Below are 15,344 nucleotides of genomic sequence, written 5' to 3' on the forward strand. Positions count from 1 at the left end.
TGGGCTGGGCGCGTGTTTGTGGATGGATTCCAGGCAAAAATCAGCCAGCCGCGCAATTCACGTATAATTCGGCCATGGCTTTTAAACATATTACCTCCCGCGATAACCCTGTCTTCAAGCAATTGCGCAAGCTGGCCGACCAGTCGCGTGAGCGCAAAAAAACGGCGTCTACCCTGTTGGAGGGCGTGCATTTGATTGAAGCCTACCATCAGGTCTATGGTGAGCCCAGGCTGCTGATTATCCCTGAAGGGCATAGTAATGACGAGGCGACGGCCTTAATACAGCAGTTGACGGATGTGGATACGATGCTGCTGCCTACGTTGATGTTTGCCGAGTTGGCGCCAGTCGCATCCAGTAGTGGGGTGATGGCCTTGGTGGATATTCCTGCTGCGACGCTGCCCGCGCACTGTGATTTTGCACTGGTGATAGAAGATATCCAGGATCCGGGTAATTTGGGCAGCATCTTGCGGACGGCCGCGGCCGCAGGCGTGCAGGCCGCCTATCTGACTAAAGGTTGTACCGATGCCTGGTCGCCCAAAGCGCTCAGAGGCGGGCAGGGGGCACAGTTTATTTTACCGCTGATGGAAAGCGTGGATGCGCTGGAGGTGATTGCGGGCTTTTCCGGCAAAACCCTTGCTTTGACCATGCAGGGCGCCAGCTTGTATCAGCAAGCGCTGCAAGAGCCCGTCTTGTTTGTGGTGGGCAACGAAGGGGCTGGGATTTCTGCTGCGCTGCAAGCCGCGGTTGAGACCTGTGTCACCATTCCTATGGCACATCAGGGCACACTGGCCCTGGAGTCTTTGAATGCGGCCGCAGCCACCGCGATTGCGTTATTTGAATGCCAGCGCCAACGCGGGCTGGGCACATAGCCGAAGATTAGTGTTTGATGCCAGGCGAGTTGTCTGCCTCAAACAAGGCGAGCGCTTCTTCTTCATCAACCACATAGTGTTTGTGGCAAAAGTCACATTGAATCTCAATGCTGCCTTGCTCCTGCAAAATGCTTTGCACTTCTTCCAGCCCCAGCATTTGCAGCATATTGCTGACATTGGCTTGCGAGCAGCTACAAAACGCCTGTACTTCGCGCCCGCTAAATAACCGTACATCTTCTTCTACAAACAACCGCTGCAAGAGGGTGACCGCTTCCAGATCCAACAACTCCGGGGCCGTGACGGTGCCCGCCAGATGTTGCACACGGTTCCAGCAGTCCAGATCACTTTCTTGCTGCTGTGGCAATTTTTGCAACAGCAGGCCAGCCGCGCGGTTTCCCTCCGCGGTCAGCCACAGGCGGGTGTCAATCTGTTGAGAGCGCAACATGTAGTTTTCAAGCATGCTGGCTATGCTGTCGCCTTCTAGCGGCACAATGCCCTGATAAGGCTCGCCCGTTTCAGGCATCAAGGTAATCACCAGCTGGCCTTGTGCGAGCCAGTCTGTTAAATGTGGGCCATTGAGTTCGCCGCTGACCTTGGCTGTCGCGCGGATATTTAAAGCAGAAGTGCATTCAACCACCAATAACTGCAAGGCGCCTTTGCTTTGCAATTGCAAAATCAGTTTGCCTTGCATTTTGAGGGTAGAGGTCAGCAACACACTGGCCGCTGCAAATTCACCAATCACGCTTTTGAGCGCATCAGGCAGGCTCTGATGCTCAAGCGCAGTGAACAGGCTTTGATTGAGCTGAACAAAATTACCGCGCACGGCGGACTGTTCAAAAATAAAAGGGTGTAGTTGGTCTGGGCGTTGTGCATTTTTCATGTGCGCTATTTTAACATTGAAGCTTGGCGTCGCTGGCACACGCAATAAAAAAGCCCGCACAGTGGCGGGCTAAAATTACATGCATGCTAGATCAGAAATGATAGTTCAAGGTCGCACGGGCGTTTAAAGGCGCACCGGGCGTAATGTTATTGTTGTTGTGCGCAAACAGGGCATAGTCTTTGTTAGTCAGGTTCTCGATATTGATTTGCGCATCCCACTGCGGGCTCAACTTGGCAAAAATCGCCGCATCAAAACGCGTGTAGCCAGGCAGTAGGGTGCTTTGGCTCGCCGTTGGGGTGGCCGCATACATTTCCGAGCGGCTGACCATGCCCAACGCGACGGCCCACATGTCATTAATCTGGTATTTATTCCACAATGAGAAGGTGCGGGTAGGTGTCATTGCCAGATTGCTGCCAGCCAGGATCGCACTGTTGCCTGCGCCTTGCTGTTTGGTGATTTCGCCTTCTTGCAACGTGAATGCGCCCATGACCTGCCATTGGTCAGTCACCTTGCCGCTCAGGCCAACTTCCAGACCTTTGGTTTCCTGGCCATCAACCAGAATGTTTTGTAACGTATTCAGCGGGTTCGCAATCTGTACATTTTCGCGCTCTAATTTGAATATGGCAGCGGTCAATGCCAGTGATGTCGAGATGTCCCACTTTGCACCAATTTCGGTATTGATAAATTTCTCAGGTTTAAACGTGGCGTTGGTCACATCCAGACTAATAAGTTGGTCCCCTGCGCGTGGCACATAGGAGGTGCTGTAGTTGGCATACAACGAGCTATTTTCCGTTGGCTTGAAAATCAAGCCTGCACGCGGCGAGAGCAAACTATCTGAAACATTGATTGTTTGATTGTTGATCAAATTGACATAGTTGGTATCAAGATGGTCATGACGCAAGCCAACGACTGCTTGCCATTGTGGATTGAATACAATCTGATCTTGCAGGTAAAAAGCTGCTACCGTGAAGTCACTTTTCTGGTTTCTAGCCAGTGTATTCATGGCAATTGTGGCATAAGGGGCGTTGGCAGAGACGCCAGTGACACTCGCGCCGGTCAGACGTTTATTCTCCGTATCCTGTGCGTTTAGTTCAGCACCAGCGAGCAGATTATGTTCGATGTTACCCACTTTAGCTTTATAGGTAATATCTGTTTGGTTGATCAGGTTTTCACGTTTCGTATCATCCCGGTACGCGGAAAGTGTCAATGTCCCTGTGGTTGAGACGGGGCTATCTGCATAAATGTTTTGATAAAACTTATCATAGAAGGCCAGACGTGTGCTGTTTTTGACTTGTACACCGTTATCAAACGCATGGCTGATAATCGCATTGAATGCGGTCGTTTCAGTCTGGGTTGGGCTGAGTCTCGCATTACCAAAAAACTGATCGTAATCGCCTATTCGGTAAGGGCGACGGTTAATGTCTGCATTATTGACTGTCAATGTCCCCGTGCGTGTCGCTTGCGCGGGCACGCCCCGATCCGCAGTGCGTTCGTCTTTAAAGTATTCGGCACTTAAAACAATCTCGGTTTTATCACCCGGCTTGATCGTAAAGGTCGGTGTCATGCCGTAGCGTTTTAATTCCACGCCATCACGGTAAGAGTTGGAGTTTTCATACACCGCATTGAGTCTGAATGCTAATTCTTCTGACAACCCTTGACCATAATCAGCGGTGATCCGGCGGTGATCGAAACTGCCGTAGCTCACGCTCAGGTCTCTGACGGGATCCCAGCCGGCTTTTTTGCTGACGCGGTTCACGACACCGCCTGCGCCGCCGCGGCCAAAAATCATGCCGTTAGGGCCTTTAAGCACCTCGATACGGTCAGTGTTATATAAGTCGCGGTAAGTCTGAATGTCATCGCGCAGGCCGTCTACAAACAAGTCACCCGTAGTCTGGTTGCCACGTAATACAAGCTGGTCACGGTTACCTTCACCTTGTGCCGCTTGCACACCAGGCACATAGCGTACAGCATCAGCGATGCTTTGCATGGACTGGTCTTGCATAAAGTCGCGCGTAATCACGGTAATGGCTTGCGGTACGTTGACCAGCTCGGTATCGGTTCTGGTCGCGGAGGTGGAGCGCTTTGCGTTGTAACCCTTGACCGGTTTGGTGTCACTCTGTTTCTCTGCCTTGACCTCGACCTCTTGTAACTCGACGGTTTCGCTCTCACTGGCGCCTAACGCGGTCATGGATAACAGTGCGCTACTAAAAAACAGCCCGATCGAGAGCAGCGTTGGACGAGGTCTGAACGGATTTTCTTGGGTATTTTTAATCGTCATAAAATTAATATCCTCTCAATGATTGTCGCGAATATTAACTTAGTTGATAATGGTTATCAATAAATTTTGTAAGTTTTGTCAGCAAATCACGGGATAAGCGTGAGTACTAGTCGCTAGCAAGCTGGCCGAGTTGCCAATGGGCCATTGCCCATTGCCACAGCGCAGGCAAGTTTGAAAAATTGGGAACCGGTTGCGGTAAATAGGGTAGAAAGTTGAAGGCGGCAACGAGCGTGGCCAGGATATTGTCGAGCGGCAAAGCGGTTGCCAGGGTTTGTTTGCTGAGTTTTTGCCCTTGGTCGTTCAATACCAGCGGGATATGGGCATAAGCTGGGGTGGCATAGCCCAAGCACTGTTGCAGATAGATCTGCCGCGTGGTGGACTGCAGCAGGTCAGCACCGCGCACCACATGGGTCACGCCTTGCAAAGCATCATCAACGACCACGGCTAACTGGTAGCTGAACAGACCATCGGCACGCTTGATCACAAAGTCACCGATGTCTCTGGCCATGGCATGTTGCTGCCAGCCGACAACTCTATCGGCAAAGCCGATATTGATGGCAGGCGTTTTCAAGCGCCAGGCAGCTGGTGTGTCTGGTTTAATGGGATGTTGCAGGCAAGTGCCAGGATAAATGGCACCTTCAATGCCCAGTTGTGTTGAGCTGTCGGCAATCTCCTTGCGCGAGCAGGTGCAAGGGTAAGCCAGGCCCCGGGAGCGTAACTGCGCCAGGGCCTGCTCATAATGCTCAGTGCGTTCACTTTGGTAGACGATTGCCTCATCCCAAACAAAGCCATAATGCTGCAGGGTGCGAATCATGTCTGTACTGGCGCCGGCGACGCGGCGGGAGGTGTCTACATCTTCTATGCGCAGCAGCCAGCGGCCGCCCTGGCTTTTAGCATCACAGTAACTGGCGACGGCGGCGACCAGTGAGCCAAAATGCAAGGGGCCGGTAGGCGAAGGGGCAAAGCGGCCAACCACCATGGCTTTTTACTGGGTGACGTAAGGCGGAATATGCCAGGCTACCAATTGGCCGCCCCGCAATTGCAGATGACAGGCCATGCGCTCAATGCCCTGGCTAGAGACGTCAAAGGTATACGTGCGTTGTAACTGCATGCGTCCATTGCCGTCCCTGGCAAAACCGACGCGGGCGCAAGCCACGGTTTCATCCAGAAACTGCAGATGGCAGCGCTCAGCCAACTGGCGGCCAATCTTGAGCGCGATCTCACGTTTCGAAATCGTATCCATCCAATACCATGCGCCCGCCATCAAAATGGCTAATAAGGCCCATTCAGCCATCGTTGTTCTCCTTTAAGACGATTATCTTTTTCAGTGTATGATGACCAATAATCCGTTTCATATTCATTTCATTCTTATTTAGTGTTGTTAACGATGAATTCAAGCCGCGAAGCAGATGCGATTCAAGCTTATTATAATTTATTGCACAGCAAGGGCGCTGATGCTGCCATCATGGCACAGCGCGACGCGGTGCTGGCTGAGTTAACGCCGCTATTAAAAGACCAGGAGTGCAGCAGCACGGTCTACCGGCAAGCGGTGGACGATTGTCTGGCCGACAAGGAAGCCCAGCGCTGGCCAGAAATCCTGACCATTATCCGCGAGTTTTATCCTTTTTGGCGCGGCGATGTGAAAGCCGTCATGCAATATGCCGATACTGTCGGCTTTGAATTACATCCTATCGGTTGGCAGCCGGCGGTGATTGATTTGCAGTCCGTTTGGCCGGCGTTGCAGTCCGAGAAGTTTGAAACAGCAGAATTATGGCCGCTTAACGGCTACGTCAAAGCGCTCAAATCCATGGAGCACAAGCAGGAGATGGATATTGAACTGCGTACGCGCATGGCAAAGCTCATGTTGTTGCGCTTGCGTGAAGCACCACTCACAGAAAAAAACGCCTACCGCATCACCGCTGACGCAACCCTGCCGCTATTTAATCTCAAAAATACCCGTCACCTGTTTTTAAACGCGGTGCGTGAATTTTACTATTTCTGGTCTGCGCATCCTGATGCGGTCGAAATGCTCAAGCAATTGCAGCCGGTCGAGATCATATAAGTCTGTCCCTCATCAGTATTGGCATACGACGATACGGTTATCCACCGCTTTATCCGCGTTTTGTTGACGCAAACTCTCGATGAGTTCGCATGGCATGCCTCATTCATCAGCATTTGAGCATCTTTAAGTAGTTTTGTTTAAATATGCCCTAATTTTGCACCAATAATGTGCAATGCACTTTTGATTGAGTTATTTCGGGGCGTTTTTGCTAGTGCCTAATCTCCACTCCTTTTAAAATCAATCACTTAAAAATGGCCTGATATTTGCTTGAAACCTGCGCATTTTAAAAAGGCGTGTCTTTCAGACAAAACGCCAATCAATAATTATTGAATTCGGAGAGCGAAATGGAATCATTAGTGACAGCTAATGACGTCCTGTTTGTATTGCTGGGGGCCATCATGGTCTTGGCAATGCATGCCGGTTTTGCCTTTTTGGAGGTCGGCACAGTACGTCAAAAAAATCAGGTGAATGCCCTGGTTAAAATTATGGTGGATTTTTGTGTGTCTACCATTGCCTATTTTTTTATTGGCTATGGCATTGCTTACGGCATCCACTTTTTCAATGGTGCCGAAACACTGACCGTGCAAAACGGTTACGGTCTGGTCAAGTTCTTCTTCTTGCTCACCTTTGCCGCTGCGATTCCTGCCATTATTTCTGGCGGCATTGCTGAGCGCGCCAAATTCAACCCGCAACTGGCCGCAACATTTTTGCTGGTTGGCTTTGTTTATCCGTTTTTTGAAGGCATTGCCTGGAACGCTCATTTTGGGTTTCAGGACTGGCTGAAGGTCAGTTATGGTGCAAACTTTCACGACTTTGCCGGTTCGGTGGTCGTGCATGCCATGGGCGGCTGGATTGCCTTGCCTGCGGTGATACTGCTGGGCGCACGTAATGGTCGCTATACCAAAGATGGCCGTTTGCATGCCTATCCACCTTCCAATATTCCATTCCTCGCCTTGGGTGCATGGATACTCACGGTAGGCTGGTTCGGTTTTAACGTCATGTCCGCCCAATCCATACAAGGCATTTCCGGCCTGGTAGCGGTCAATTCACTGATGGCGCTGGTGGGTGGCACGCTGGCCGCATTGCTGCTTGGTAAAAATGACCCGGGCTTTGTGCATAATGGCCCGCTGGCTGGTCTGGTGGCCGTCTGTGCCGGTTCTGATGTCATGCACCCACTCGGCGCCCTGGTCACTGGCGCAGTCGCTGGCACCTTGTTTGTCTGGGCATTCACCCTCACGCAAACACGCTTCAAAATCGATGATGTGCTTGGTGTCTGGCCGTTGCACGGCTTGTGTGGTGCCTGGGGCGGTATCGCGGCAGGTATCTTCGGTGCGACCAGTCTTGGTGGCATGGGCGGTGTCAGCCTGATGAGCCAGCTGGCAGGTACTGCATTGGGTGTAGTGATCGCGCTAGTGGGCGGAACCATCGTTTACGGCGCATTAAAGAAAATCGTAGGTATCCGCCTGGATGCCGAGTCAGAGTTTGATGGCGCGGATTTGAGCATCCATAAAATCCCGTCGGTGTCTGGGGATTAAGGCCTATCACTTTAGAAATATGTTGATGCTGTTTTAGTGCAGTCATCAACGCTAAGAGGGATGGTGCCGCAGGCAACTCTGCGACGCAGTGTTGACCAAGATGGGCTGTCCCAACCAAACAGATAGGGTACTGGCGTCAAAGCCAGTCATGCGCTGACCGTCAACCTCGATGAGTGGCCGCCGGATCAGCAGTGGTTCGGCGCGCAGCATGGCCAATGCGTGTCGGCATCCAGGGTGGCCGGATCTATCTCGCCATCCCTGATTTTGGGGGCGGCCGGATTAAACCAGGCGTGCACCGGCAATGAGCCAAAGAATTGCAGCAGGCGCTCACGTGTCCAAGGCTCGGTGAGCAGATTTTTGGCAATCACCATGTGTCCGGCCGCAGCCAGTTGGGCTTTTTGCCGACTGTTGTTGCTGCAACCGGGTTTTTCATAAAACAATATGGTGCTCATCTAGACCTCCTTGCAAGAGTGCGGGGACTTGTTGTTCGATTTCCTGACGGATGGTGAGTGGCAGGGCCTGCAGCCAGCGTTCGGGGATGGCCTGACTGCCATAGCGGGCACCCGCCAGCATGCCAACAATGGCGCCGGTAGTGTCGGCATCTTCACCCTGGTTGACGGTGCCAATCAGGCAGTCTTCAAAATTGTCAGTGTTGAGAAAAAAATGCAGCACGGTTTGCATCGTGTCAACAATATAGCCGCTGGCCCGGCCCGGATAGTGGTCGAATTTGAATGCAGGGTACTGTTTGACCAGTGCTGCCGCGAGCAAGCGGCAGGCCGCACCACCTTGGCCATTGAACAGTGCATGCACCATGCTGCCCAGCGTCAGGCAAGCGGCATCGGACAATGGGTGGTGATGGGTGAGGTGCGCTTGTGCCAGCGTGATTTTTTCAAACTGGTCTGGTAGGTGATAGGTGGCGATGGCAATGGGTGCCATGCGCATGGCCGCACCATTGCCGCCATCAGCTTCGGAAGGCGGGCCTTGTACGCTGCCTTCCAGCAAATAGCGGCGGATGCCGCGGCGGCAGGTATTGCCCACATCAATCGGCTGGTTTTTCAGCCAGTCAACAAACATGCGTGCGGCCGTTTCGGCATGCCAGCCATTGTGGCTTAGCCAGGCGCGGCCCAGACACAGCGACATTTCGGTGTCGTCGGTAATCTGACCGGGTTTGAGCTTGAGCCAGCCACCGCCTGTCATGTCGCGATGCTGGCCTCGGCTGGCGATTTCTCTGGCAGTCATAAACTCCACTGGCGCGCCCAGCGCATCGCCAACGGCCATGCCCAGATATGCGCCCAGCGCACGTTGCATGAGGTCAGGCATAGCGGGCCATGACCTCGTATTCGCCACCCAGCGCGATGACTTCTTCCTCGCCGCCCAGTGGGCTGTGTTGCAGCAAGCCGGGAAACAGTAACAGTTTGACCAGCGGCACTTCCACTTGCAATATCCAGTCACCAAACTCGTCGGCGCGCTCGCGGTTGCGGGTAAACGACACCAGATTGTTAAGACGCAGCCTGCACAGCCCGGCCCGCAGCCCATGTTGCCCCAGGGTCGGTTCTTCGTTGAGGTTCACGCCGCGCCACAGGGTCAGTGTGGGGTGCGAGGTCGGCAAGCCAAAACGCGCAATCACAAACTGACAATACTCGTATAACAAATCAAGCTGCATATGGATGCTGTAGTTATGAAAGCGGCTGCAAAACTTCTCTTCCAGATAGGTGACCCAGGCCGGGGAGGGGAAATGCCTCAGCGGTGCGCGGTGAAAGCTGGGCGCGAGGCCAAAGCGACTCTCCACCCAGCCCTTGAGCACCGCCCCCTGCGGGCTGTTGGCATCAAAGCCCCAGCCCTCCAGCAATTTGAGGTAGCTGGGTCTGAAACGGCGTGGGCCTTGTGCTGTGGCTGGCCGCTGCAAATCAAAGGCGATGGCCATATAGTGGGCAAACCTGTCGGCGGCTTCTTCGGCGTTGTGGCTGGCGTGCAGCAAACGAAACAGCCCGCCGTGGGTCTCGCGTGCTCCGGCAATATGCAGGGGCTGCGGGTGACGGTTAAACGCGACCGAGCCCAGCAATCCGGCCGGAAGACCGACCAGGTTGGTGCTGTACCAGTCTTGCGGGCTTTCTTCCGCCTGCATGCCAGCGAGATGTAGCCTTAAACCGGGCGGTTTTCGTTGGGGTTGCGTACTGGCCCCATCAATTGCAGGCCTTCTTCATAGGTGATTTCCGGATAGTTGGCGCTAAAACTCATGGCCTTGGCAATCACCGCATCCAGTTTGCCCGCAGTATCCAGTTTTTTCAGATCATTCTTTTCCAGGTGCAACAGTTCCAGCAACTCGTTATAAACCGTGGCCTCATCAATTGGCAGGATGTAAAAAGTGCTGCCGTTCATCTTGACCGTGTATTTTTTCAAGAGGTCGATATTGTTGCAAAACAGGATGTATTTTCCTTCAGGCAGCAGGGCATCTTTCAATGCTTCAACCAGCATTTCCAGATAGCCGAAAGACAGCAGATAGCCAGTAAAAAATGGCATGCCATTTTCGCCTTCCTGCGCGTAGGCCATGACTTGGTCACAGGTAATTTCAGGTGGACGCGCTTCATCAGCCACTTGCGGAGCAAATTTAATCGCCAGTTCGCCGCGAAACCCAAAGCGCCCTGGCACTTTGGTGGCATCTTTAAACACTGGGTTTTGCAAACGGTGCTCTGAATTGAGTTTGCCGAAAATGGTGCTTTCCATGGTGGTCATTACAATGTTCTCCTAAAGAAATGAAGCCAGGGGTTACGCTGGCTGGTTACGAATAAAGTCTGCGGTTTTTAAAAAAGCCTGATCCAACTGTGCCCTTAACGTGGCATCTGCCACCACCTCCAGCACGGCACGTCGCATGCATAACATCCAGGCATCCCTTTCTGCCTCGCCGATGCCAAACATGGCATGTCGCTGGCGCAAGCGCGGATGTCCGCGTGTGTTGCTATACACCTTGGGGCCACCCAGCCATTCGATCAGAAACTGCACTAGAACAGCCTTGGTTTCGGACAGGTCTGCCGCATGCATGGCGCGGATCGCTGCAGCTTCTGGTGCCGTATTCATATGAAAATAAAAGCGCTCGACCAGATGGGTAATGGCAGCTTCTCCACCGATTTGTGCAAAGTGCGGATTGCCTTGAATTTGCGCGATTGGCTTGTGTCGGCTGGTATCCAAAGCCGGATTAATGGGGGGTAATGGCTGATGCATCCTGACCTCTCTAGGAACTGACAGATAGTCCTGATTCAGCAAGTGTTATACCAACAGCTATGCCAATTGATCTGCAGAAGGCAAGGATCAAGCCTGGATGCGGCTTGGCGGCCAGTTGATGCATGAAGCAACGCATTGAAAGGCGGCTGACCGTATGCAGAAAGGTTTGTTTCATACCGCACGCTGGGCGCCGCTTTTGTCGTGTTTGCGACAGAGGGGATTTAAGGAGGTGTGGTCTGTGTTTTTATTAAAATATCAATAATAATCAATCACTTAATTTTTATTTTCTCTGTTGGCACGCTCCTTGCCATACACAGCCTACATGGCCGACACCCATCCATCGCCTGATAAGAAAAGTGATTAGGTTGCGATTCGGAATCGGAAGATGGCTGCGTACAGCGACGAATTTTTCATTTAAACCTAAAGGAGCTTCAATTATGGCTGCATTACGTCAAATTGCATTTTATGGCAAAGGTGGCATCGGCAAGTCCACCACTTCTCAAAACACGCTGGCTGCGTTGGCCGAAATGGGTCAGAAAATCCTCATCGTCGGTTGCGACCCTAAAGCCGACTCTACCCGCCTGATTCTGCACGCAAAAGCACAGGACACCGTATTGTCCCTGGCGGCAGAAGCGGGTTCTGTCGAGGATCTGGAAATCGAAGATGTGATGAAAATCGGTTACCGCGACATCCGTTGCGTGGAATCCGGTGGTCCAGAACCTGGCGTGGGTTGTGCTGGTCGCGGTGTGATTACTTCGATCAACTTCCTCGAGGAAAACGGCGCCTATGACGGCGTGGATTATGTGTCCTACGACGTATTGGGTGACGTGGTGTGCGGTGGTTTCGCCATGCCGATCCGTGAAAACAAGGCACAGGAAATCTACATCGTCATGTCCGGCGAAATGATGGCGATGTATGCCGCCAACAATATTTCTAAAGGTATTCTGAAATACGCCAACTCCGGCGGTGTGCGTCTGGGTGGCCTGGTATGTAACGAACGCCAGACTGACAAGGAACTGGAACTGGCAGAAGCCCTGGCAGGCAAACTGGGTACCAAGCTGATCCACTTTGTGCCACGTGACAACGTGGTGCAGCACGCCGAGTTGCGTCGTATGACCGTGCTGGAATACGCCCCGGACTCCAAGCAAGCTGAGGAATATCGTCAACTGGCGCAGAAAGTTCACGCCAACGCCGGTAACGGTACCATCCCAACCCCGATCACCATGGATGAGCTGGAAGACCTGTTGATGGATTTCGGCATCATGAAGAAAGAGGATGAAACACTGATTGGTAAAGCGGCGACTGCAGCTTAATAAGTCTTTGGCAGGGGGCTTTGCCCCTTGCCAACCCCTCCAGAGACGGTTTCAAAAGTTGAGGAGGTTACTTCCGGGCAATTTCAACAATTTTTGAAAAGTTTCTTTTTATCACTGGTTTTTAGTCGAACATAGGAGACAACGATGAGTGCGACTGCTGAAACAAAAGTCAACGGCGCCGAGCTGATTCAGGAGGTGTTAAAAGCCTATCCTGAAAAGTCCGCCAAAAAACGTGCAAAACATTTGAATGTGTATGAAGAAGGCAAATCCGAGTGTGATGTGAAATCCAACATCAAATCGCTGCCAGGGGTAATGACCATCCGTGGTTGTGCCTACGCCGGTTCCAAAGGCGTGGTATGGGGCCCGATTAAAGACATGGTGCATATCTCGCACGGCCCGGTCGGTTGCGGCCAGTATTCCTGGGCGTCACGCCGTAACTACTACATCGGTACCACCGGTATCGACACCTTCGGCACCATGCAGTTTACCTCCGACTTCCAGGAAAAAGACATCGTGTTTGGCGGTGACAAAAAGCTGGAAAAAATCATTGACGAAATTCAGGTATTGTTCCCCCTCAACAAGGGGATTACCGTGCAGTCCGAGTGCCCGATTGGTCTGATTGGCGACGACATCGAAGCCGTGTCCAAGAAAAAAGCCAAAGAGTACGAAGGCAAGGTGATTGTGCCTGTACGTTGCGAAGGCTTCCGTGGCGTGTCGCAATCGCTGGGTCACCACATTGCCAACGACGCCGTGCGCGACTTTGTGTTTGACAAAACCGACCCTGACAAAAACAAATTCGAGTCCAGCCCGTATGACGTGGCCATTATTGGTGACTACAACATCGGTGGCGATGCCTGGTCCAGCCGCATCCTGCTCGAAGAAATGGGCCTGCGCGTGATCGCCCAATGGTCCGGTGACGGCTCGATTGCCGAGCTGGAAAACACGCCCAAGGCCAAGCTCAACATCCTGCACTGCTACCGCTCGATGAACTACATCAGCCGCCACATGGAAGAGAAGTACGGGATTCCATGGGTAGAGTACAACTTTTTTGGCCCGTCCAAAATCGAAGAATCCCTGCGCAAGATTGCCAGCTTCTTTGATGACAGTATCAAGGAGAAAACAGAGCAGGTCATTGCCAAATACAAGGCACTGACCGATGCCGTGATTGCCAAGTACAAACCACGCCTGCAAGGCAAAAAAGTCATGCTGTTTGTCGGTGGCCTGCGCCCCCGTCACGTGATTGGTGCCTATGAGGATTTGGGCATGGAAGTAGTGGGTACCGGCTACGAGTTTGGCCACAACGATGACTATCAGCGTACCACCCACTACGTTAAGGATGGCACCCTAATCTATGACGATGTGACCGGCTACGAGTTTGAGAAGTTTGTGGAGGCCGTGCAACCAGATCTGGTCGGTTCCGGCATCAAGGAAAAATACGTGTTCCAGAAAATGGGCGTGCCTTTCCGTCAAATGCACAGCTGGGATTATTCCGGCCCTTACCACGGCTATGACGGCTTTGCGATTTTTGCCCGTGACATGGACATGGCGATTAACAACCCGGTATGGGGCTTGACCAAAGCGCCATGGCAACAAGCGGCTTAAGAGGAGAACTGAACATGAGCCAGAATGCTGATAAGGTTTTAGACCATTTTGAACTGTTTCGCGAACCAGAATATACGGAAATGTTCGCCAACAAGAAAAAGAATTTTGAATTTGCCGTGCCTGCCGATGAAGTGAAAAAGCAGGTCGAATACGCCAAAACGCAAGAGTACAAAGAGAAAAACTTTGCCCGCGAAGCGTTGACCGTGAACCCGGCAAAAGCATGCCAGCCACTCGGGGCCGTATTTGCTGCGAATGGTTTTGAAGGGACATTGCCCTTTGTGCACGGCTCACAAGGCTGCGTGGCATACTACCGCTCGCACTTCAGCCGTCACTTTAAAGAGCCGACTTCCTGCGTGTCTTCATCGATGACTGAAGATGCGGCGGTATTTGGTGGTTTGAACAATATGATTGATGGTTTGGCCAACTCGTATAGTTTGTACAAACCAAAAATGATTGCGGTTTCTACCACCTGCATGGCCGAGGTGATTGGCGATGACCTGAATGCCTTTATCAAGACCTCACGCGAAAAAGGCTCCATCCCGGCTGACTACGATGTGCCGTTTGCCCACACGCCAGCGTTTGTCGGCAGCCATATCACCGGCTACGATAACGCGCTCAAAGGCATCCTCAACTACTTCTGGGATGGCAAAGCCGGTACCGTGCCTGCGCTGGAGCGCAAGCCTAATGACAGCATCAACTTTATCGGCGGGTTTGACGGCTATGTGGTCGGCAACAACCGTGAAGTGAAACGCATGTTCAACGAGTTTGGCATCACCCCAACCATGCTGTGCGATCCGTCCGACGCCTGGGATACGCCGACCGATGGCGAGTTCCGCATGTATGATGGCGGCACCACACTGGAAGACACTGCCAACGCCATTCATGCCAAAGGCACCATCGTCATGCAGTCCATCTGCGCCGAAAAAACTGCCGACTATATCCAGAGCAAAGGCCAGGAGGTGGTCAAGCTGCATCACCCCGTCGGAGTAAAGGGCACAGACGAATTCCTGATGGCGATCTCCAAGCTCTCCGGTAAACCAATTCCGGCCAGCCTGACCAAAGAGCGTGGCCGTCTGGTGGATGCCATTGCCGACTCGAGTGCTCATATCCACGGCAAGAAATTTGCCCTGTATGGTGACCCTGACCTCATGCTGGGCCTGACCGGCTTCCTGCTGGAGTTGGGTGCTGAGCCAACCACGGTACTCTCCACCAATGGTGACGATGCCTGGGCGGCCAAGGTACAAACCCTGTTTGATGCAAGCCCATTTGGTAAAAACTGCAAGGTCTATCCGAAGAAAGACCTGTGGCACATGCGCTCCCTGTTATTTACCGAGCCTGTCGATTTCCTGATCGGCAACACCTACGGTAAATACCTGGACCGCGACACCGGCATCCCGCTGATCCGGTTGGGTTTCCCGATTTTTGACCGCCACCATAAACACCGCTATCCGGTATGGGGTTATCAAGGTGCACTCAACGTGCTGGTCACTATCCTGGACAAGATCTTTGACCAGATGGACATCAGCACTAACGGCATTGCCACGACAGATTACAGCTTCGATATTATCCGCTAGCCTGTGATTGAA

Annotated in this window: 15 protein-coding genes; 6 read left to right on the top strand and 9 right to left on the bottom strand. The window is 52.6% G+C overall.

Annotated features, from left to right (window positions below):
• Positions 1-74 precede the first annotated feature (74 nt).
• A complete protein-coding gene (locus ACT53G_RS00505; protein ID WP_476168402.1) occupies positions 75-869 on the top strand; it encodes a TrmH family RNA methyltransferase in 795 nt (264 codons plus the stop codon).
• A 7-nt stretch (positions 870-876) separates the two neighbouring features.
• Here the strand turns inward: ACT53G_RS00505 and hslO are convergent, their stop codons facing one another.
• From hslO to ACT53G_RS00525, 4 genes are all read right to left on the bottom strand, one after another.
• On the bottom strand, positions 877-1,749 hold the full coding sequence (gene hslO, locus ACT53G_RS00510) for an Hsp33 family molecular chaperone HslO (protein WP_476168403.1): 873 nt from the start codon (positions 1,747-1,749) through the stop codon (positions 877-879).
• A 91-nt stretch (positions 1,750-1,840) separates the two neighbouring features.
• A complete protein-coding gene (locus tag ACT53G_RS00515; RefSeq protein WP_476168404.1) occupies positions 1,841-4,027 on the bottom strand; it encodes a TonB-dependent receptor in 2,187 nt (728 codons plus the stop codon).
• Positions 4,028-4,133: 106 nt separating this feature from the next.
• Positions 4,134-5,006, bottom strand: coding sequence for a tRNA glutamyl-Q(34) synthetase GluQRS (gluQRS, locus tag ACT53G_RS00520; protein ID WP_476168405.1), 873 nt, complete (start codon positions 5,004-5,006; stop codon positions 4,134-4,136).
• 6 nt (positions 5,007-5,012) lie between these two features.
• The gene (locus ACT53G_RS00525) at positions 5,013-5,321 is read right to left on the bottom strand and encodes a DUF3301 domain-containing protein (RefSeq protein ID WP_194747322.1); all 309 of its coding nucleotides are present in this window, start codon (positions 5,319-5,321) and stop codon (positions 5,013-5,015) included.
• A gap of 171 nt (positions 5,322-5,492) precedes the next feature.
• On the opposite strand from ACT53G_RS00525, the gene ACT53G_RS00530 reads away from it, so the two are divergent.
• Together ACT53G_RS00530 and ACT53G_RS00535 are read left to right on the top strand one after the other, a co-directional pair.
• Positions 5,493-6,089, top strand: coding sequence for a hypothetical protein (locus ACT53G_RS00530; RefSeq protein ID WP_275357093.1), 597 nt, complete (start codon positions 5,493-5,495; stop codon positions 6,087-6,089).
• Positions 6,090-6,433: 344 nt separating this feature from the next.
• Positions 6,434-7,624 (top strand): ammonium transporter, encoded by a 1,191-nt coding sequence (locus tag ACT53G_RS00535; protein ID WP_379077169.1) that lies wholly within the window; start codon positions 6,434-6,436, stop codon positions 7,622-7,624.
• Between the two features lie 185 nt (positions 7,625-7,809).
• Here the strand turns inward: ACT53G_RS00535 and ACT53G_RS00540 are convergent, their stop codons facing one another.
• The 5 genes from ACT53G_RS00540 to ACT53G_RS00560 are packed head-to-tail and all read right to left on the bottom strand — an operon-like array spanning position 7,810 to position 10,843.
• Positions 7,810-8,076: a thioredoxin domain-containing protein gene (locus tag ACT53G_RS00540; protein WP_476168406.1), complete on the bottom strand. Its 267-nt coding sequence runs from the start codon at positions 8,074-8,076 to the stop codon at positions 7,810-7,812.
• Positions 8,054-8,932: an ADP-ribosyl-[dinitrogen reductase] hydrolase gene (draG, locus tag ACT53G_RS00545; protein ID WP_476168407.1), complete on the bottom strand. Its 879-nt coding sequence runs from the start codon at positions 8,930-8,932 to the stop codon at positions 8,054-8,056. The genes ACT53G_RS00540 and draG overlap by 23 nt, the downstream gene beginning before the upstream one ends.
• A 4-nt stretch (positions 8,933-8,936) precedes the next feature.
• The gene (locus ACT53G_RS00550) at positions 8,937-9,749 is read right to left on the bottom strand and encodes an NAD(+)--dinitrogen-reductase ADP-D-ribosyltransferase (protein ID WP_313983450.1); all 813 of its coding nucleotides are present in this window, start codon (positions 9,747-9,749) and stop codon (positions 8,937-8,939) included.
• Between the two features lie 17 nt (positions 9,750-9,766).
• Complete coding sequence (locus ACT53G_RS00555) at positions 9,767-10,357, bottom strand: hypothetical protein (RefSeq protein WP_313983453.1); 591 nt, start codon at positions 10,355-10,357, stop codon at positions 9,767-9,769.
• Between the two features lie 33 nt (positions 10,358-10,390).
• Positions 10,391-10,843, bottom strand: coding sequence for a group II truncated hemoglobin (locus tag ACT53G_RS00560; protein WP_476155428.1), 453 nt, complete (start codon positions 10,841-10,843; stop codon positions 10,391-10,393).
• 437 nt (positions 10,844-11,280) lie between these two features.
• Here ACT53G_RS00560 and nifH point away from each other — a divergent pair, with 437 nt between their 5' ends.
• From nifH to nifK, 3 genes are all read left to right on the top strand, one after another.
• Entirely contained in the window at positions 11,281-12,156 is an 876-nt protein-coding gene (gene nifH / locus ACT53G_RS00565; protein WP_228518672.1) for a nitrogenase iron protein, read from the top strand.
• A gap of 144 nt (positions 12,157-12,300) precedes the next feature.
• On the top strand, positions 12,301-13,758 hold the full coding sequence (gene nifD, locus ACT53G_RS00570; RefSeq protein WP_275357086.1) for a nitrogenase molybdenum-iron protein alpha chain: 1,458 nt from the start codon (positions 12,301-12,303) through the stop codon (positions 13,756-13,758).
• A 14-nt stretch (positions 13,759-13,772) separates the two neighbouring features.
• Entirely contained in the window at positions 13,773-15,332 is a 1,560-nt protein-coding gene (gene nifK, locus ACT53G_RS00575; protein WP_476168408.1) for a nitrogenase molybdenum-iron protein subunit beta, read from the top strand.
• Positions 15,333-15,344: the final 12 nt, after the last annotated feature.

This window comes from Methylophilus sp. DMC18 (assembly GCF_056314005.1).

What these genes read in the sequence shown, in the direction of transcription:
- ACT53G_RS00505 (WP_476168402.1), top strand. Translation starts at nt 75, where the DNA reads ATGGCTTTTAAACATATTACCTCCCGCGATAACCCTGTCTTCAAGCAA.
- hslO (WP_476168403.1), bottom strand. Translation starts at nt 1,749, where the DNA reads ATGAAAAATGCACAACGCCCAGACCAACTACACCCTTTTATTTTTGAA.
- ACT53G_RS00515 (WP_476168404.1), bottom strand. Translation starts at nt 4,027, where the DNA reads ATGACGATTAAAAATACCCAAGAAAATCCGTTCAGACCTCGTCCAACG.
- gluQRS (WP_476168405.1), bottom strand. Translation starts at nt 5,006, where the DNA reads ATGGTGGTTGGCCGCTTTGCCCCTTCGCCTACCGGCCCCTTGCATTTT.
- ACT53G_RS00525 (WP_194747322.1), bottom strand. Translation starts at nt 5,321, where the DNA reads ATGGCTGAATGGGCCTTATTAGCCATTTTGATGGCGGGCGCATGGTAT.
- ACT53G_RS00530 (WP_275357093.1), top strand. Translation starts at nt 5,493, where the DNA reads ATGGCACAGCGCGACGCGGTGCTGGCTGAGTTAACGCCGCTATTAAAA.
- ACT53G_RS00535 (WP_379077169.1), top strand. Translation starts at nt 6,434, where the DNA reads ATGGAATCATTAGTGACAGCTAATGACGTCCTGTTTGTATTGCTGGGG.
- ACT53G_RS00540 (WP_476168406.1), bottom strand. Translation starts at nt 8,076, where the DNA reads ATGAGCACCATATTGTTTTATGAAAAACCCGGTTGCAGCAACAACAGT.
- draG (WP_476168407.1), bottom strand. Translation starts at nt 8,932, where the DNA reads ATGCAACGTGCGCTGGGCGCATATCTGGGCATGGCCGTTGGCGATGCG.
- ACT53G_RS00550 (WP_313983450.1), bottom strand. Translation starts at nt 9,749, where the DNA reads ATGCAGGCGGAAGAAAGCCCGCAAGACTGGTACAGCACCAACCTGGTC.
- ACT53G_RS00555 (WP_313983453.1), bottom strand. Translation starts at nt 10,357, where the DNA reads ATGACCACCATGGAAAGCACCATTTTCGGCAAACTCAATTCAGAGCAC.
- ACT53G_RS00560 (WP_476155428.1), bottom strand. Translation starts at nt 10,843, where the DNA reads ATGCATCAGCCATTACCCCCCATTAATCCGGCTTTGGATACCAGCCGA.
- nifH (WP_228518672.1), top strand. Translation starts at nt 11,281, where the DNA reads ATGGCTGCATTACGTCAAATTGCATTTTATGGCAAAGGTGGCATCGGC.
- nifD (WP_275357086.1), top strand. Translation starts at nt 12,301, where the DNA reads ATGAGTGCGACTGCTGAAACAAAAGTCAACGGCGCCGAGCTGATTCAG.
- nifK (WP_476168408.1), top strand. Translation starts at nt 13,773, where the DNA reads ATGAGCCAGAATGCTGATAAGGTTTTAGACCATTTTGAACTGTTTCGC.